The organism is Geomonas sp. RF6 (assembly GCF_021044625.1).
Taxonomy (GTDB): Bacteria; Desulfobacterota; Desulfuromonadia; order Geobacterales; family Geobacteraceae; genus RF6.
Map to the genome: position 1 here is coordinate 2,913,000 of NZ_CP087999.1, position 17,001 is coordinate 2,930,000.

Below are 17,001 nucleotides of genomic sequence, written 5' to 3' on the forward strand. Positions count from 1 at the left end.
GGAGCAGATGCGATGTGCATGACAGATCCAGTAGCCGATATGCTCACCAGGATTAGAAATGCTGGTATGGCAAAACACCAGAAAGTAGATATACCTTCGTCGAACCTGAAGGTGAGCCTCGCCACGGTGCTGCGCACCGAGGGGTTCATCAAGAACTTCAAGGTGATCAGCGACGGGAAGCAGGGTGTACTGCGCGTATACCTCAAATTCGTTGACGAGAAGGAGCACGTCATCAACGAGATCAAGAGGGTGAGCAAACCCGGCGGCCGTGTCTATGTCCACAGCGACAAGATCAAGAAGGTGAAAAACGGGCTGGGCATCGCCATCCTCTCCACCTCCAAAGGGCTTATCACCGACAAGGCTGCTCGCGAGCTCGGCATCGGCGGCGAGCTCCTGTGCACCGTCTGGTAGTCATTTTTGCTTTAAGGAGCTTTGCATGTCTAGAATAGGAAAACTTCCCATTGCTATACCCGCGGGAGTGAAAGTCATATACAACGTGCCCGAGATCTCCGTGGAAGGCCCGAAGGGGAAGCTCTCCCGCACCGTGACCGACGGCGTGAACGTCACCGTTGAAGAAAAGCAGATCACCGTCACCCGCGTGGACGATTCCATCAAATCCCGCTCTGCCCACGGCCTCACCCGGACCCTGATCAACAACATGGTCTCCGGCGTCAGCAAGGGTTTCGAGAAGGTGCTGGAAATCAACGGCGTCGGTTACCGCGCCGAGGTGAAAGGCGACGTGCTGACTCTGAGTCTTGGCTACTCCCACCCGGTGAACTTCCAGCTCCCCGCCGGCATCACCGTCGACGTGGAAAAGCTTACGAAGGTGAAGGTCATGGGTATCGACAAGGAGCTCGTCGGCGCCACCGCTGCGAAGATCCGCTCTTTCCGCGAGCCGGAGCCTTACAAGGGCAAGGGTGTCAAGTACTCCACCGAAACCATCTTGAGAAAAGCCGGCAAGACCGGTAAAAAATAGCAAATAGCTAAGGAGAAGTGCCTTGAGTTCTCTAGCCCAAAAAAAGGTAGCGCGTCTTAAGAGACAGACCAGGGTCAGAAAGAAGATCACCGGTTCGCCTGAGCGTCCGAGACTGAACGTCTTCAGGAGCGCACGCCACATATACGCGCAGCTCATCGACGACACCACCGGCGCCACGCTGGTTGCCGCCTCCACCCTCACCGACGGTGTCGTGGACGGCTACACAGGCAATGCGGATGCTGCCGCCAAGGTCGGCGCCGCCATCGCCAAGAAGGCCCTGGAGAAGGAAATCCGCCAGGTTGTTTTCGACCGCAACGGCTTCCTCTACCATGGAAGGATCAAAGCGCTGGCTGACGCTGCACGCGAAAACGGTCTGTCGTTCTAGACAGCAAGGAGGAAGATTAATTGCTTAAGATCAATGCCAGTGAATTGAATCTGAACGACAGGGTCGTGCATATCAGCAGGGTTGCCAAGGTCGTCAAGGGTGGCCGCAGGTTCAGCTTCTCCGCCCTCGTCGTTGTCGGCGATGGGAACGGTGTAGTCGGCTACGGGCTCGGGAAGGCAAACGAGGTGCCTGAGGCGATCCGCAAGGGCGTCGAGCAGGCGAAGAAGAACCTCATCAAGGTGCCGATCGTGAACGGCCAGACCATTCCGTTCGAGATCGAAGGGCGCTTCGGAGCAGGAAAGGTCCTCATGATGCCGGCTTCCCCCGGTACCGGCGTCATCGCCGGCGGTGCAGCCCGCGCCGTCTTCGAATCTGCTGGCCTGCACAACATTCTCGCAAAATGCCTCGGCTCCAACAACCCGCACAACGTCGTGAAGGCCGCCTTCGCAGGCCTCTCCAGGCTGAAAACCGCTGAAGAGCTCATGGCAAGACGCGGTCTGTCCGGCGAGTAAGGGCACTTTATTTCAAGGAGTTTTAAGATGGCAGCAGAACTGAAGGTTACCCTGATCAAGAGCCACATCGGGCAGAACCCCTCCATGCGCGGGTGCCTGCTGGGGCTGGGGCTCAAGAAGCGCGAGAAGACCGTCGTCCTCCAGGATACCCCTGAGATCCGTGGCATGATCGCGAAGGTGTCCCATCTGGTACGAGTGGAAGAGTAATCCTCTGAGGTGAGAGAATGCAATTAAATACCATTAAGCCGGCAGCCGGCTCCAACAAAAATAGAAAGCGCATCGGCCGCGGTACCGGTTCCGGGCACGGCAAGACTGCGACCAAAGGTCACAAGGGCCAGAAGGCGAGAAGCGGCGGCAGCGTGAAGCCCGGCTTCGAGGGCGGCCAGATGCCGATGCACAGAAGGCTTCCGAAGCGCGGCTTCAACCCGCTCACGAAGAAAGTCTACGCGGTGGTGAACCTCTGCCAGCTCGACGTCTTCGAAGCTGGGAGCGTTGTCGATGTCGAGGCGCTCGTGAAGGGCGGCTTCGTGGGGAGCATCCAGGACGGCATCAAGATTCTCGGCACCGGTGAGGTGACGAAGGCCCTCACTGTCAAGGCGCACAAGTTCAGCGGCTCCGCACGTGAGAAGATTACCGCAGCAGGTGGTTCCATCGAGGAGATCTAGTCTTGTTAGAAGCCTTCCAGAACATCTTCAAGATCCCCGAACTTAAGAAGAGAGTACTTTTTTCGCTGGCGATGTTGGCGGTTTATCGTGTCGGGTGTCATATCCCCACCCCGGGGATTGACGCCACGGCACTTTCCCATTTCTTCAAGCAAGCCCAGGGTACCCTGCTCGGGATGTTTGACATGTTCTCAGGAGGCGCGCTCGAGAAGCTCACCGTTTTCGCACTGGGAATCATGCCGTACATCTCCTCCTCCATTATCTTCCAGCTCCTCTCGGTGGTCCTTCCGAGTATCGAGAAGCTCTCGAAGGAAGGTGAGGCGGGGCGCAAGAAGATCATCCAGTACACCCGCTACGGCACAATCGTTCTCTCGGTGATCCAGGCCTTCGGCATCAGCATCGGCCTGGAAAGCATGAGAGGGCCTGCAGGGGAGCTGGTGGTCCCGAACCCCGGCTGGGGCTTCCGGCTCCTGACCGTGGTGACCCTCACTGCAGGGACCGCCTTTATCATGTGGCTCGGTGAACAGATGTCCGAGAAGGGGATCGGCAACGGGATATCCCTCATCATCTTCGCCGGTATCGTGGCCCGGATCCCCACCGCGATCGGGAACAGCCTTCGCCTCATCAAGACCGGCGAGCTCTCCATCTTCGTCCTGATCCTTGTGGCCGCGATGATGTTCGCAGTCATCGCAGCAGTTGTCTTCATGGAGCGTGGTCAGCGGAGGCTTCCGATACACTATGCGAAGCGGGTAGTCGGGCTGAAGACGTACGGAGCCCAGACATCTCACCTCCCTCTGAAGGTGAACATGGCAGGAGTTATTCCTCCGATCTTCGCTTCCTCCATCATCATGTTCCCTGCGACTGTGGGGCACTTCATAAACGTCCCCTGGGTGCAGCAGGCTTCGAAGAGCCTGACCCCCGGGAACTGGCTCTACGACGTTTTTTATGTTGCCTTCATCGTATTTTTCTGTTATTTCTATACGGCTGTGACATTCAACCCGGTTGATGTCGCTGACAACGTAAAGAAGCAGGGTGGCTACATACCAGGGATCCGTCCGGGGAAAGAGACCTCGGACTTTCTCGATGCGGTGCTGACCAAGCTCACCTTCGCCGGTGCCATTTACATCTCGGCGGTCTGTGTGCTCCCCTCGATATTGATCGGGAAGTTCAATCTGCCCTTTTATTTCGGCGGCACTGCGCTCCTTATCGCCGTCGGCGTCGGTATGGATACCTTGGCCCAGATTGAATCGCACCTTATCACCCGCAGCTACGAAGGGTTTATGAAGGGTGTACGCATGAAGGGCAGAAGATAGGTGACTACATGAATCTGATCCTGCTTGGACCCCCGGGGGTCGGCAAAGGCACTCAGGCAAAACTTCTGATCGACAGGTTCGGGATCCCGCAGATATCCACTGGTGATATGCTGCGGGCTGCCGTTAAAGGGCTTACCCCTATGGGGATGAAGGCGAAGGAGTTCATGGACGCCGGCGCCCTCGTTCCCGACAGCGTCGTTATCGGTATTGTCCAGGAGCGGCTCGGCCAGGATGACTGCGCACGCGGTTTCATCCTCGACGGCTTCCCTAGGACGGTCGCCCAGGCTGACGCGTTGAGCGAAGTTCTTTCCGGGCTGTCGCGCTCCATTGATGCCGTCGTCTCTCTCAGTGTCGACAAGGATGAAGTCCTGAAGCGCCTGACCGGGCGTCGCGCCTGCCACGGGTGTGGTGCCGTCTATCATCTCGAGTTCGCTCCCCCCAAGGCCTCCGGTCGCTGCGATGCTTGCGGCGGTGAGCTCTATCAGAGGGATGACGACAAGGAGGCGACGATTCTTCGCCGTCTCGAAGTCTACGACGAGCAGACTGCGCCGCTAATCAGTTATTACGAGGCTGCCGGTCTTCTCCGTGCTGTTCCGGGCGCCGGGTCCGTTGAAGGGATTCATGAGGCGATCGTAGCAGCTCTGAAGGCATCGTAAGGGTGATCGTTCTCAAGTCCCCTGCAGAGATAGAAAAGATGAGGGGCGCCGGCAAGATCGTTGCCGAGATACTGGCGATCCTTAAAGAGCGGGTGGTGCCTGGTGTGACACTTCTCGAACTCGATGCCATCTCGGAGCGGGAAGCGTTGAAGAGGAAGGCGCGTCCTGCCTTCAAAGGGTATAGCGGGTTTCCCTACTCTCTCTGCTGCTCGGTAAACGAGCAGGTCGTTCATGGCATGCCGTCGAAGAGGGAGCTCGTGCCTGGTGACATCGTGAGTCTCGACTTTGGCGTCATCTACAACGGTTTCTACGGTGATGCAGCTTACACCTTTCCTGTCGGACCCGTGTCGGCGTCGGCAGGACGACTCCTTGCCGTGACGGAGGAGTCCTTGTACGCGGCGATTGAAAAGGCGCAGGTTGGTAACAGGCTTTCCGATGTCTCCCATGCAGTTCAGAGCTACGTGGAGGAGCGCGGCTTCTCCGTAGTTCGCGACTTCGTCGGGCACGGGATCGGGAAGGAGTTGCACGAGGGGCCGCAGATCCCCAATTTCGGCGCACCCGGGAAGGGACCGAAGCTTCGGGCCGGGATGGTTCTCGCCATCGAGCCCATGATCAATGAAAAGGGGTACGAGGTGCGGGTGCTGGAGGACGGCTGGACGGCCGTTACCAGCGACGGCGGACTCTCCGCCCACTTCGAGCATACGGTGGCGGTAACGGACGACGGTCCGCTGATTCTTTCACGTATCTAAAACTGCAATTCTGTTTCGAAAGGACATAACAATGAAGGTTCGGGCATCGGTAAAGAAGATCTGTGTGAAGTGCAAGATAGTCAAACGCAAAGGGATCGTCAGGGTCATTTGCGAGACGCCGAAACATTCACAGAGACAAGGCTAAGAGTACTTACTAGGAGGAGCGGGCATTGGCACGTATCGCAGGGATAGACCTACCAAAGAATAAACGCATAGAGATCGCCTTGACCTATATCTACGGCATCGGCAGATCTTTGTCCCAGGAGATTCTCACCGCAACAGGTGTTGACTTCAATACTCGCTGCGACAATCTTACGGAGTCCGAGATCGCGAAGATCAGGGACTACATCGACAAGAACGTCAAGGTCGAAGGGGATCTGCGCCGTGATATCTCCATGAGCATCAAGCGCTTGATGGATCTCGGCTGCTACCGCGGGCTGCGTCACAGGAAGGGTCTGCCGGTTCGCGGTCAACGCACCAAGACCAACGCGCGCACCAGGAAAGGGCCGGCTCGTACGGTCGCTGGCAAGAAGAAATAACGATCGGAGGGATTAATGGCGAGCCCGGCTAAGAAAGTCGTAAAGAAGAAAAAAGAGAAGAAGAATATCCCCACTGGCGTTGCCCACATTCAGGCGACGTTCAACAATACCATGATCACCATCACCGACCCGGTCGGGAATGTGGTGGCATGGAGCACCTCCGGCGCGAAAGGCTTCAAGGGTTCCCGCAAGAGCACCCCGTTTGCCGCCCAGATGGCTGCAGAGGACTGCGCCAAGAAGGCACAGGAGCACGGCATGCGCACCATCGAGGTGTACGTCAAGGGCCCCGGCTCCGGCCGCGAGTCCGCGCTGCGCGCGCTTCAGGCCGCAGGGTTCAGCGTGAGCTTCATTCGTGACGTTACGCCGATCCCGCACAACGGCTGCCGTCCGCCGAAGAGAAGAAGAGTCTAGAGACACGGAACTATCAGTTAAGGTAAGGAGGTCTTCAATTGGCTAGGTATACAGGTCCCTCATGCAGGTTGTGCAGAAGGGAAGGCACGGAGCTGTTTCTTAAAGGTGAGCGTTGCTTCACGGATAAGTGTGCCACTAAGAGAAGGAGCTATCCGCCGGGCCAGCACGGTCAGGGGCGCGTGAAAGTATCTGATTACGGCACTCAGCTGCGCGAGAAGCAGAAGGTGCGCCGTATTTATGGGATCCTCGAGAACCAGTTCCGCGGCTACTTCGAGCAGGCTGACCGGATGAAAGGTGTAACGGGCGAGAACCTGCTCTTCCTCCTCGAGAGGAGGCTGGACAACGTGGTGTACCGCCTCGGCTTCGCCACTTCCCGTTCGGAAGCGCGCCAGCTGGTGCGTCACGGCCACTTCACTCTCAACGGCCGCAAGGTGAATATCCCCTCTATCCAGGCGAAAGCGGGCGACGTGCTGCAGGTGCGCGAGAAGAGCCGCAAGATCGCGAGCATCACTGAATCCCTCGAAGGCGTCGTGCGCAGGGGCATCCCGCAGTGGCTCGAGCTGGACAAGGATGCTTTCAAAGGCACCGTGAAACTCCTCCCGGTACGGGAAGACATCACCATGCCGATTCAGGAACAGTTGATCGTCGAGCTCTACTCCAAGTAAAGGCTGACTCAACCGATACAGGGGGATTCAATGTATAGAAACTGGCGCGATCTGATCAAACCGAAGAAGCTCCAGGTTGAGACAGAGACGCTCACCAATACATACGGCAAGTTCTACGCCGAACCCTTCGAAAGGGGGTTCGGCACCACACTCGGCACCGCACTTCGCCGGGTGCTCATCTCCTCGCTGCAGGGAGCCGCTATCGTCTCCGTGAAAGCGAAAGGTGTGCTGCACGAATTTTCCGCTATCCCGGGTGTCACCGAGGACGTCACCGACATCATCCTGAACCTGAAAGGTGTACGCCTCAAGATGCACGGCAACGAGCCGCGCGTCATCAGGATCGTTCAGAAGGGCGAAGGTGTGGTGAAGGCGAAGGACATCATCACTGACCAGAACGTGGAGATTCTCAACCCCGAGCACCACATCGCCACCTGCTCCAAGGATGCAAACCTGGAGATGGACCTTGTTGTGAAAGTCGGCAAAGGGTACGTTCCCGCCGACCGCAACCGCGACGAGAAGGCACCGGTGGGGACGATCCCCATCGACGCGATCTTCTCCCCGATCTCCAAGGTCAACTTCACCGTCACCAACGCCCGCGTCGGGCAGATCACAGACTACGACAAGCTCACTGTCGAGCTGTGGTCCGACGGCAGCGTGAAGCCCCAGGATGCAGTCGCCTACGCATCGAAGATCATCAAGGATCAGCTCTCCATCTTCATCAACTTCGACGAGGATGTGGAGCCCCAGGAAGAGGCCGAGCCGGAAGAGGAGAGGGAGCGGTTCAACGAGAACCTGTACCGTTCCGTCGACGAGCTGGAGCTTTCGGTCCGCTCCGCGAACTGCCTCAAAAATGCCGGGATCAAGCTCATCGGCGAGCTCGTCTCCCGCACCGAGGCGGAGATGCTGAAGACCCAGAACTTCGGCAGGAAGTCCCTGAACGAGATCAAGGACATCCTGGTGGACATGGGGCTTACGCTCGGCATGAAGCTGGACAACTTCCCTGATCCAGAGGTAATGCGTCGTCTGCGTGGTGAGCAGAAGGAAGAATAGTCCGAAAGGATCTTACTCATAGATAGAAAGGAAGTGAAACGGCATGCGTCACAATAATGCGGGTAGAAGATTAGGAAGGACCACGAGCCACCGTACTGCGATGTTCAGGAACATGGTGACTTCGTTTCTCGAGCACGAAAAGATCACCACTACGGACGCCAAGGCGAAGGAGCTCCGCTCCATCGCTGAGCGTATGATCACCCTCGGCAAGAAGGGCGATCTGCACGCGACGAGGCAGGCTGCTGCCTTCATCCGCGACAAGAAGGTTGTGACGAAGCTGTTCTCCGTCATCGCACCTCGCTTCGCTGATCGTCCCGGCGGCTACACCAGGATCATCAAGCTGGGGATCCGCCCCGGCGACAATGCTCCGGTATCCGTTCTGGAACTGGTGGAAGCGGAGATGAAGCCGAAGAAGGCTGCCAAGCCGGCACCGGCCAAGGCCGCCGTCGAAGCTGCTCCGGCAGCAGTAGCTGTCGAGGCCGAGACTCCGGCAGAGTAAGCTGCACCGCGAGAGAGAAGTAAGACAAAAGGCACGGGAAACCGTGCCTTTTGTCGTCTCTGCACTCCCTCCCTGATTCACCCCTGCGCACCCTTCCGTCTTTCCTCCTCGTTTCCTCTTCCGCTGCCGCCGTAGCGATCTTTCTTTACACGAAAAGCCCCTCTCTGCTACTATGTGCGGCTAATGAAGATAAAACGCCTCGAGATAATCGGATTCAAGTCGTTCCAGGACCGTGCCGTCCTTGACTTCCCCCAGGCTATCACCGGTGTCGTCGGCCCTAACGGCTGCGGCAAGTCGAATGTCGTCGACGCCATCCGCTGGGTGATGGGGGAGCAGTCCGCCAAGAACCTGCGCGGCAAGGCGATGGAGGACGTGATCTTCAACGGGACCGAGTTCCGCAAGCCCCTCGGCATGGCGGAGGTCTCCCTCTTCTTCTCCACCGAGGACGGCCGCGTCCCCGCTAAATACCTCAACTTCTCCGAGATCCAGGTCACCAGGCGGCTGTACCGGGACGGCGAGAGCGAATACCTTCTCAACAAGACCCCCTGCCGGCTTCTGGACGTCGCCGAGCTCTTCATGGACACCGGTATCGGTGCGCGCGCCTACTCCATCATCGAGCAGGGGAAGATCGGGATGATCCTCCACGCCAAGCCGGAGGAGAGGCGCTTCCTCATCGAGGAGGCGGCGGGGGTGACGAAATTCAAGGCGCGCAAGCAGGTGGCGCTTAAAAAGATCGAGGTGACGCGCCAGAACCTCCTGCGCATCGGCGACATCATCTCCGAGATCAAGAGGCAGATGAACGGGCTGCAGCGCCAGGCGAAGAAGGCGGAGCGTTTCAGGGAACTGCGCCAGGAGCTGAAGGAGATAGAGCTTCTCTCTGCCGCGAAGGGATTTACCGCGCTCGAAAGCGAGCGTGCCGCGCTCGGGGCGGAAGTCGGCACGCTGGCAAAGCGCTGTGACGACTTCACCCTCGCCGTGGCCGGAGCTGAACTGACGGTGGAGGATCGCAGACTCGCCCTGGTCGACATGGAGCGCCGCCTCTCCTCGGCGCAGGAGGAGATATTCCGGGTGAAGGGGGAGTATTCCTCCGCGGAGAATCGTCTCGAGTTCCAGCGGCGCGAGCTCTCCCAGCTTGAGCGCCAGGGGGACCGCTTCGCCGACGAGATGAAGGCGCTCGAGGTGAGGCTGGCCGAGGCGCAGGCGGAGGTGGAGAACCTTTCAGTACGTGCCGTTTCTCTCGTTGAGGAGGTGGCTCGCGAAGAAGAGGCGCTTGCCGACCGCCAGAGCCTTCTGGAGGAGATGTCGCACGGCGAGTCGCAGATTGGGCGCGAGCTCGACGAGGCGCGGCGCCAGATGTTTGCTGCGCTCGCGGAGGGTGCCCAGGCAGCGAACCAGCACGCCGGCGTCACCAGGAGGGTCTCCGCCATTGAAGAGAAGCTCCAGGCCGGGGCGCGGGAGAGGATACTTCTCGCCGAGCGTCTGGAGGAGGCAAGGCAGCGCGTCGATACCCTGAACTCGACGCAGCGCAACCTTTCCGACAGGAAAGATGTAGTAGAGGAGGAGCTGCGCACCGTCACCGTGCGGGAAGCGGAGCTCAAGCAGGCACAGGAGCGTGGCGAGCGCGAGCTGCAGGGACGACGCGAGGAGCTGACCGCCGCCTCCTCGCGGCTGAAGTCTTTGCGCGAGCTCGAGGAGCAGTTCGCCGGCTACGGCCAGGGGGTGCGAAACCTCCTTCTTGCCGAGCCGTTCAAGGATGCGCCATTCACCATGCTTGCCGATGCCCTGGAAGTTGAGCCCGCCTACGAGGTGCCGCTCGAATCGGTCCTGGGCGAGCGGCTGCAGTATCTCCTGTGCGGTTCCCGCGACTCCGCCCTCGATGCCGTCGAGCACCTCAAAGGTAGCTCCGGCGGTCGCTGCACCTTCATCACCGCACCCCCTTCCGTCGAGCGATTCGCCGCACCCCCGGCCGGAGCGGGTGATCTGCGGGGGAAGGTTTCCATCGCCGACCACCACGCCCCGTTCATCGAGCCCCTTCTGGAGGGGGCGTACCTCGCCTCCGATCTCCCCGCAGCCCTCGCCCTGGCAGGTGAGTTCCCGCGTCTGACCTTTGTTACTCTCGACGGGGACACCGTTCACGCTGGAGGGATTGTCAACGGAGGGTCGCAGGAGCCTGCGCAGCAGGGGATCATCCACAAGAAAAGGGAGATCAAGGATCTCGCCGCGCAGGTCTCGCGCCTCACCGACCAGGTGGCGGAACTCTCGCGTCTGAAAGAGGAGCGCAAGGAGCAGATCGCCGAGGCGGAAGCCGAGCGTGTGGAACTGCGCCAGGAGGTGCACCGCCTCGACATCCAGATCCTCAACGCGGGGAAGGACCTCCAGACCGCCGCCGCCGATTGCCGCAGGATCGAGGAGAGCGAAGCCGTGCGCGAGATGGAGCACGAGCAGCTGACCGAGGAGCGCGACCTCCTCCTCCAGGAGCTCAAGGAGAGCGAGGCGAAGAAAGCCGGTGCCGAGGAGCGGAAGGTGCAGCTCGAGGTTCGCGTCGAGGAGCTCGCCGGTCGTCTGCGCGAGGCGAAGGAGGAGATGGAGCAGGCGCGCGAGCTCGTGACCGCCCTGAAGGTGAGGGTTGCTTCCCTGAAGGAGCAGGAAGGCGCCACCGAGCGGGGACTCCGCCGGGCGGAGGTCCTCTGCAGCGAGCTCACGGCGAAGATCTCCTCCCACGCAAGAGACATCGAAGGTTCCGGCTCCGAGAAGGAGAAGCTGCTGCAAGGGATCGAGGAGGCGGAAGCGGCACTGCGGACCCTCGCCCGGAAGCAGCGGGAGGCGGATCTCGCCCTGGTGGCAGCCCGCGAGGGGTTCGAGACACAGAACGCCCTCGTGCAGGAAGAGGACCAGCGTCTGAAGGTCCTGCGCGGCGACGCCTCCGCCGCGCGCGAGATCTTCAACGGAAAGAGCCTGCGCCTGTCCGAGGTCAACCTCAAGCTCTCGCACCTGGAGGACGCCCTGAGGGACCGCTACCGGATGGACCTCTCCGAGGTGCTGGCGACGTACGCGGACCGGGAGTGGGACGAGGCTGCGTCGAGCGCCCGCCAGGTCGACCTGCAGCGCCTCATCGAAGAGGTAGGCGAGGTGAACCTCATGGCCATCGACGAATTCCGCGAGATGGAGGAGCGCTTCGCCTTCCTCACCACGCAGAGGGACGACCTGGAAGAGTCGATGAACGCGCTGCAGAAGGCGATCCAGAAGATAAACCGCACCACCAGGAAGCGCTTTCTGGAGACCTTCCAGCAGGTGAACGACAAGTTCCAGCAGATCTTCCCCCGTCTTTTCTGTGGCGGACAGGCGGAGCTTCGCCTTACCGACGAGGAGGACCTCCTCGCCACCGGGCTGGAGATCATCGTGCAGCCCCCGGGCAAGAAGCTGCAAAACGTCTCCCTCCTATCCGGCGGGGAGAAGGCGCTTACCGCCGTCGCGCTGATTTTCTCCATCTTCCTGATCAAGCCTTCCCCCTTCTGCCTCCTCGACGAGGTCGATGCGCCGCTGGACGACGCCAACATAGGGAGGTTCAACGACATGGTGCGGGAGATGAGCGCCACCAGCCAGTTCATCATCATCACCCACAACAGGGCGACGATGGCAGTGGCCGATACCTTGTACGGCGTCACCATGGAAGAGCCAGGGGTCTCGAAGCTCGTCTCCGTGCGCCTCAATGCGGGCGCATCCGCGTAGAGGTGGGCTCGTGGCGGTGAGGCTTTGTACTGCGATGTTGATTTTCAGGAGGGTAGCGTGCCTTTCAAGTTGCTGCTGACCGAGCTTGTTGAAGGTGTTCCCGGCGCCAGCGGCGCCATACTGGCGGACTGGGAGGGTGAGGCGGTCGAACAGCATACCCTCCTCGACCCGTACGAGATGAAGGTTACCGCGGCTCACTGGGGGATCATCCTGAGCAGCATGAAGGGTATGGGAAAGAAGCTTCCCATGGGGGATGTCGGGGAGGGTATAATCACCACGGATGCCCAGCATGTCCTCGTGGGTGCCGTCGGTGAGGATTACACCCTGGTGATGACCCTGTCGCGCTCGACCCTGCCGCTCATGGCGCTGCGAAGCTTCCGCTGTACCGTTGAACGGCTTAAAAAGGAGATTTACTGATGGCCGAGGAGAATAAAGGCTTTCTGAAGGGGCTTTGGGGGCGGCTTGGCGGGAAGGCGCAGCAGTCGGAGTCGGAACAACCGGACGCGCCGGAAAGGACCGAGCCGGAGGTGCCTGTGAAGGAGACCGCTCCACCGCAGCCGCCGCAGGGAGCTCCCCCCGTGGCGCAGGAGGAACTCCTGCTGCCGGTGCAGGAACCGGAGGGAGGCGAGGCGGAGGAGCCGGCGAAGCGCGGCTTCTTCGAGCGCTTCGCGAAGTTCCCGCTCGGCAAGGAGACTCCCGAGGAGGAGGCGGTTGCGGAGCCTGTTGCGAAGCCCTCCCTATTCGACCGCCTGAAGCAGGGGCTGAGCCGGACCCACGAGAGCATCGTCGGGCGCGTTGATGCCCTCCTGCTCGGCAAGAAGCGGATCGACGCCGACACTCTCGAAGAGCTGGAGGAGATCCTCATAACCGCCGATATCGGCGTAAAGACGACGGTTGATCTCGTGCGCACACTCGAGCAGCGCATGAAGCGAAACGAGCTGCAGGACGGCGATGCGCTGAAAAAGGCATTGAAGGAGGAGATCCTCCTGCGCCTCCAGGAGCATGCCGCTCCCCTCGCCGTCACCGGCGCCACCCCCTTCGTCATTCTGGTGATCGGTGTGAACGGGGTCGGGAAGACCACTACCATCGGGAAGCTCGCCGCGAAGTACCAGGGTGAGGGGAAGAAGGTCCTTCTGGCCGCCGCCGACACCTTCCGCGCCGCCGCCGCCGAGCAGCTGGAGCTTTGGGCCCGGAGAGTCGGTGCGGATCTGGTGCGGCACAAGGAAGGGGCGGATCCTTCCGCCGTGGTTTTCGATGCCTGCAAGGCCGCGGTCGCGCGCGGCACGGACGTGCTCATCATCGACACAGCCGGACGCATGCACACGAAGGTGAACCTCATGGAGGAGATGAAGAAGATCCGCCGTGTCGTCAGCCGCGAGATCCCGGAGGCGCCGCACGAGACGCTTCTCGTCCTCGATGCGGGTACCGGGCAGAACGCGCTCTCCCAGGCGAAGCTCTTCAAGGAGGCGGCATTTGTCTCCGGCGTGGCGCTCACGAAGCTGGACGGCACCGCCAAGGGGGGGATCGTCGTCGCGGTGAGTCAGGAGTATTCCCTGCCGGTGCGCTTCATCGGAGTCGGGGAGAGCGTGGAGGACTTGCGCGAATTCGATCCGGTCGACTTCGTCGAGGCGCTTTTTCAATAATTCCTTGACTTTTGAAGGCGTCTTCGCCTACACTTTGACCGCAAAAATAGATGGCTGCGAGCGGTGTTATGCTGGATGAACTTGAGAAAAGGATCGTTTCCCTGCTGGATGCCGTGAAGGCGCTGCGCCGGGAAAATTCTCTCCTGGCAGAGGAGAACGAGCGGCTGAAAGCCGAGCGGGGCACCCTCACCGCCCGTATCGACGCCATCCTCAAAAGGTTGGAAGGCCTTTGACTTCGCTCACGACGCACAATATAAAGATCCTCGGGCGTGAGCTCCAGGTGAAAAGCACCGCCGCGGCGCAGCATGTCGCGGAGGTGGAGGCCCTTGTCAACGCGAAGCTGGCAGAGGCGGAAAAAGCTGTACCTAGCGGGGATACCCAACTCGTGGTTATTCTTGCGATGATGAATATTGCCGAGGCCTACCTGGCGGTACGGAAAGAGCATGAGGCGGGACAGAAAGCGCTGGAGCAGCGCGTCTCGCACCTCATGACCCTTCTGGACAGCCAGGCGGGGTGAGGTTTCAGGTCTCTTGCGGGAGATTCACCATATAGCGGCTGATAAGTCGGCTAGTAAAGTCTTGCCAGAACCGGCACGGCCTGTATTTTTCGCCGGTTTGCCCATAGGTAGCCTAAAGGCGCATGTTTCTTGTCCTGGGATCAAGGGGCTTCACATATAGAGTTCAATGGCGCTTCAATTGAACGCGGCCCTTTCTACCGATACTGTCAATTCTCTCCTGGTCGCAGTCCAGTCGCATCCCCCCGTTTGTCCACCTGTCTCCTCGGACGGCCTTTCGTCCGCACCTCCGCAGCAACGTCTCTACTTTTCAACGGTGAGTTATGCCGAAACGCAGTCTCAGATCAGGGGCTCTCGCCAGGCGTGGTGAGCTGACCCCGGCAGAGGTCGCTTCGTTAAGCGATGCCGTGCAGCGGCGCTTCCTTTCGTTGCCCGAGTTCGCCGCGGCAAGCACGGTGGCGCTCTACTCGCCGATCCGCAACGAGGTCGAGACCTCGCTCGTCGCCCGGGAGGCGCTTCGCCTCGGGAAGGAGCTCCTCTTTCCAGCCGTGGTCGGACCGGAGCTTGAGTTTCGGCGGGTGGCGGCTCTCTCCGACCTCGCCCGCGGTGCCTTCGGGATTCTGGAGCCGCAGGGGGAGCCGCGGCACCCTCTCACTGCCGACCTCATCGTTGTCCCCGGGGTCGCCTTCGACCTTTTCGGGCGGCGCATCGGGTACGGAAGGGGATTTTACGACAGGGCGCTGCACCGCATGGAAGGGAGCGGGCGCCTGGTCGGTTTCTGTTACGATTTTCAGCTGGTGGAAGAGATTGCCGGCGAACCGCACGACGTGATGATGGATCTCGTCGTCACCGAAGCAGCTGCGGTTCGCGTTAAAAAAATATAGTTGGGGAGGTACGAATGAGCACTTACATCATGATATCGATTATCCTCGTGCTGGTGGCTGGAGGTGCCGGCTACGCCGTCGGCAACATCCTGCGCAAGAGGCTTTCTGATTCTCTCGTTGCCAATGCCGAGGTTACGGCCGCAAAGGTCGTCGAGGACGCCAAGCGCGAGGCAGAGGTCATCACCAAGGAAGCCGCGGTCCAGGCCAAGGACGAGGTTTACCAGGCAAAGGCGGAGTTTGAGCGGGAGACCAAAGAGAAACGGCGGGACCTGCAGGCCCTCGAGAAGAGGCTGCAGCAAAAGGAAGAAAATCTCGACAAGAAGGCGGACGTACTCGATCAGCGCGACGCCGATTTTCTGAAGCGTGAGCAGTCGATGGGGCAGCGCGAGCAGGGGCTGACCGTAAAGCAGCAGGAGCTTGTTCAGAAGGAAGAGAATCTGGATGTCCTGGTGGCCGAGCAGCGCGCCCGCCTGGAGCAGATAAGCGGCATGACCTCCGCGGAGGCGAAGAAGGTCCTCATGGACGCCATGGAGGACGAGGCGAAGCTCGACGCCGCGAAGCGGATCAAGCTCATGGAGGAAGAGGCGAAGGAGACCGCTGACAAGAAGTCGAAGGAGATCCTGGCGCTCGCCATGCAGCGCTACGCCGGCGAGTACGTGGCCGAGCGTTCCGTCTCCGTCGTCGCGCTTCCTTCCGACGAGATGAAGGGGCGCATCATCGGGCGCGAAGGGCGCAACATCAGGGCGCTCGAGGCTGCCACCGGGATCGACCTCATCATCGACGACACCCCCGAGGCGGTCATCCTCTCCGGCTTCAACCCGGTGCGCCGCGAGGTGGCAAAGCTCTCCCTGCAGAAGCTTATCGCCGACGGCCGCATCCATCCGGGGCGCATCGAAGAGGTGGTGGCAAAGGCAGAGGAGGAGATCGAGCAGGCGATGAAGGAGGCTGGTGATCAGGCCGCCTTCGACCTCGGCGTGCACGGCATCCACCCGGAGATCCTGAAGCTCATCGGGCGACTGAAGTACCGCACCTCCTACAGCCAGAACGTGTACCAGCACTCCCTCGAGGTCGCCTTCCTCTGTGGCATCATGGCGGCCGAGCTCGGCATAAACGTGAAACAGGCGAAGCGTGCCGGTCTTCTGCACGACCTCGGAAAAGCGGTCGACCACGAGATCGAAGGGTCCCATGCAGTCATCGGTGCCGAGATCGCCAAGAAGTACGGCGAGAGCCCGAAGATCGTGCACGCCATCATGGCGCACCACGAGGACGAAAAGCCGGCGTCTGTTCTGGCGATCCTCGTGCAGGCAGCGGACGCACTCTCCGGCGCACGCCCCGGCGCGCGTCGAGAGATGATGGAGACGTACGTGAAGCGCCTCGACGACCTCGAGCGCATCGCCACCTCCTTCGACGGCGTCACCAATTCCTTCGCCATCCAGGCAGGGCGCGAGATCCGCGTCATGGTGGCGAGCGAGCAGGTCTCCGACGAGCGCGCTCTCTTCCTCGCCAAAGATATTGCAAAGAAGATCGAGAACGAGATGACCTACCCCGGGCAGATCAAGGTGAACGTCATCAGGGAAACCAGGGCGACCGAATATGCCCGTTAAGCTCCTCTTTGTCGGGGACATCGTGGGGAAACCCGGTAGAGAAGCGCTCTCCCGGGAACTGCACCGTATCGTCGACCGGCACATGATCGACCTCGTGATCGCCAACGGCGAAAACGCCGCCGGAGGGTTCGGCCTGACGGTGGAGACGGCGAACGAGCTGTTCAAGTGCGGCATCCACGCCATCACCTCCGGCAACCATATCTGGGACAA

General features: G+C 60.4%; 23 protein-coding genes (1 of these 23 cut by a window edge). All 23 read left to right on the forward strand.

What is annotated here, in order from left to right; genetic code table 11:
* Window positions 1-12 precede the first annotated feature (12 nt).
* Window positions 13-411 carry a 30S ribosomal protein S8 gene (rpsH, locus tag LPW11_RS12605; RefSeq protein WP_230994234.1) on the forward strand — a complete coding sequence of 133 codons (399 nt, stop codon included), beginning with the start codon at window positions 13-15 and terminating at the stop codon, window positions 409-411.
* A 25-nt stretch (window positions 412-436) separates the two neighbouring features.
* Window positions 437-976: a 50S ribosomal protein L6 gene (gene rplF, locus LPW11_RS12610; RefSeq protein ID WP_230994235.1), complete on the forward strand. Its 540-nt coding sequence runs from the start codon at window positions 437-439 to the stop codon at window positions 974-976.
* A gap of 22 nt (window positions 977-998) precedes the next feature.
* Window positions 999-1,361 carry a 50S ribosomal protein L18 gene (gene rplR / locus LPW11_RS12615; RefSeq protein WP_230994236.1) on the forward strand — a complete coding sequence of 121 codons (363 nt, stop codon included), beginning with the start codon at window positions 999-1,001 and terminating at the stop codon, window positions 1,359-1,361.
* A gap of 20 nt (window positions 1,362-1,381) precedes the next feature.
* On the forward strand, window positions 1,382-1,873 hold the full coding sequence (rpsE, locus tag LPW11_RS12620) for a 30S ribosomal protein S5 (protein ID WP_230994237.1): 492 nt from the start codon (window positions 1,382-1,384) through the stop codon (window positions 1,871-1,873).
* A gap of 27 nt (window positions 1,874-1,900) precedes the next feature.
* Window positions 1,901-2,080: a 50S ribosomal protein L30 gene (gene rpmD, locus LPW11_RS12625; protein WP_230994238.1), complete on the forward strand. Its 180-nt coding sequence runs from the start codon at window positions 1,901-1,903 to the stop codon at window positions 2,078-2,080.
* Window positions 2,081-2,097: 17 nt separating this feature from the next.
* Window positions 2,098-2,538 carry a 50S ribosomal protein L15 gene (gene rplO / locus LPW11_RS12630; RefSeq protein ID WP_230994239.1) on the forward strand — a complete coding sequence of 147 codons (441 nt, stop codon included), beginning with the start codon at window positions 2,098-2,100 and terminating at the stop codon, window positions 2,536-2,538.
* A 2-nt stretch (window positions 2,539-2,540) separates the two neighbouring features.
* The gene (secY, locus tag LPW11_RS12635) at window positions 2,541-3,848 is read left to right on the forward strand and encodes a preprotein translocase subunit SecY (RefSeq protein WP_230994240.1); all 1,308 of its coding nucleotides are present in this window, start codon (window positions 2,541-2,543) and stop codon (window positions 3,846-3,848) included.
* A gap of 8 nt (window positions 3,849-3,856) precedes the next feature.
* The gene (locus tag LPW11_RS12640; RefSeq protein WP_230994241.1) at window positions 3,857-4,504 is read left to right on the forward strand and encodes an adenylate kinase; all 648 of its coding nucleotides are present in this window, start codon (window positions 3,857-3,859) and stop codon (window positions 4,502-4,504) included.
* Between the two features lie 2 nt (window positions 4,505-4,506).
* Window positions 4,507-5,253, forward strand: coding sequence for a type I methionyl aminopeptidase (gene map, locus LPW11_RS12645; protein ID WP_230994242.1), 747 nt, complete (start codon window positions 4,507-4,509; stop codon window positions 5,251-5,253).
* A gap of 31 nt (window positions 5,254-5,284) precedes the next feature.
* Window positions 5,285-5,398, forward strand: a complete 114-nt coding sequence (gene rpmJ, locus LPW11_RS12650) for a 50S ribosomal protein L36 (RefSeq protein WP_012529389.1) — start codon at window positions 5,285-5,287, stop codon at window positions 5,396-5,398.
* A 25-nt stretch (window positions 5,399-5,423) separates the two neighbouring features.
* Window positions 5,424-5,792 (forward strand): 30S ribosomal protein S13, encoded by a 369-nt coding sequence (gene rpsM / locus LPW11_RS12655; protein ID WP_230994243.1) that lies wholly within the window; start codon window positions 5,424-5,426, stop codon window positions 5,790-5,792.
* Between the two features lie 15 nt (window positions 5,793-5,807).
* Complete coding sequence (rpsK, locus tag LPW11_RS12660; protein WP_230994244.1) at window positions 5,808-6,203, forward strand: 30S ribosomal protein S11; 396 nt, start codon at window positions 5,808-5,810, stop codon at window positions 6,201-6,203.
* A 38-nt stretch (window positions 6,204-6,241) separates the two neighbouring features.
* On the forward strand, window positions 6,242-6,868 hold the full coding sequence (gene rpsD, locus LPW11_RS12665; protein WP_230994245.1) for a 30S ribosomal protein S4: 627 nt from the start codon (window positions 6,242-6,244) through the stop codon (window positions 6,866-6,868).
* 30 nt (window positions 6,869-6,898) lie between these two features.
* Window positions 6,899-7,918 (forward strand): DNA-directed RNA polymerase subunit alpha, encoded by a 1,020-nt coding sequence (locus LPW11_RS12670; protein ID WP_230994246.1) that lies wholly within the window; start codon window positions 6,899-6,901, stop codon window positions 7,916-7,918.
* Window positions 7,919-7,961: 43 nt separating this feature from the next.
* Entirely contained in the window at window positions 7,962-8,417 is a 456-nt protein-coding gene (rplQ, locus tag LPW11_RS12675) for a 50S ribosomal protein L17 (RefSeq protein ID WP_230994247.1), read from the forward strand.
* Between the two features lie 183 nt (window positions 8,418-8,600).
* Complete coding sequence (gene smc / locus LPW11_RS12680) at window positions 8,601-12,146, forward strand: chromosome segregation protein SMC (RefSeq protein WP_230994248.1); 3,546 nt, start codon at window positions 8,601-8,603, stop codon at window positions 12,144-12,146.
* Window positions 12,147-12,203: 57 nt separating this feature from the next.
* Window positions 12,204-12,563 carry a roadblock/LC7 domain-containing protein gene (locus LPW11_RS12685; protein ID WP_230994249.1) on the forward strand — a complete coding sequence of 120 codons (360 nt, stop codon included), beginning with the start codon at window positions 12,204-12,206 and terminating at the stop codon, window positions 12,561-12,563.
* Window positions 12,563-13,789, forward strand: coding sequence for a signal recognition particle-docking protein FtsY (gene ftsY, locus LPW11_RS12690; protein WP_230994250.1), 1,227 nt, complete (start codon window positions 12,563-12,565; stop codon window positions 13,787-13,789). The genes LPW11_RS12685 and ftsY overlap by 1 nt, the downstream gene beginning before the upstream one ends.
* 68 nt (window positions 13,790-13,857) lie before the next feature.
* Window positions 13,858-14,022 (forward strand): hypothetical protein, encoded by a 165-nt coding sequence (locus LPW11_RS12695; protein ID WP_230994251.1) that lies wholly within the window; start codon window positions 13,858-13,860, stop codon window positions 14,020-14,022.
* Entirely contained in the window at window positions 14,019-14,306 is a 288-nt protein-coding gene (locus tag LPW11_RS12700) for a cell division protein ZapA (protein ID WP_230994252.1), read from the forward strand. Before LPW11_RS12695 ends, LPW11_RS12700 begins: the two co-directional genes overlap by 4 nt.
* A 320-nt stretch (window positions 14,307-14,626) precedes the next feature.
* Window positions 14,627-15,187, forward strand: a complete 561-nt coding sequence (locus tag LPW11_RS12705; protein ID WP_230994253.1) for a 5-formyltetrahydrofolate cyclo-ligase — start codon at window positions 14,627-14,629, stop codon at window positions 15,185-15,187.
* A 14-nt stretch (window positions 15,188-15,201) separates the two neighbouring features.
* On the forward strand, window positions 15,202-16,791 hold the full coding sequence (gene rny / locus LPW11_RS12710) for a ribonuclease Y (protein ID WP_230994254.1): 1,590 nt from the start codon (window positions 15,202-15,204) through the stop codon (window positions 16,789-16,791).
* Window positions 16,781-17,001, forward strand: the 5' portion of a protein-coding gene (locus LPW11_RS12715) for a TIGR00282 family metallophosphoesterase (RefSeq protein ID WP_230994255.1). 565 nt of this gene lie beyond the right edge of the window; 221 of the gene's 786 nt are visible here — the first part of the coding sequence; the start codon lies at window positions 16,781-16,783; its stop codon lies off the right edge, out of view. The genes rny and LPW11_RS12715 overlap by 11 nt, the downstream gene beginning before the upstream one ends.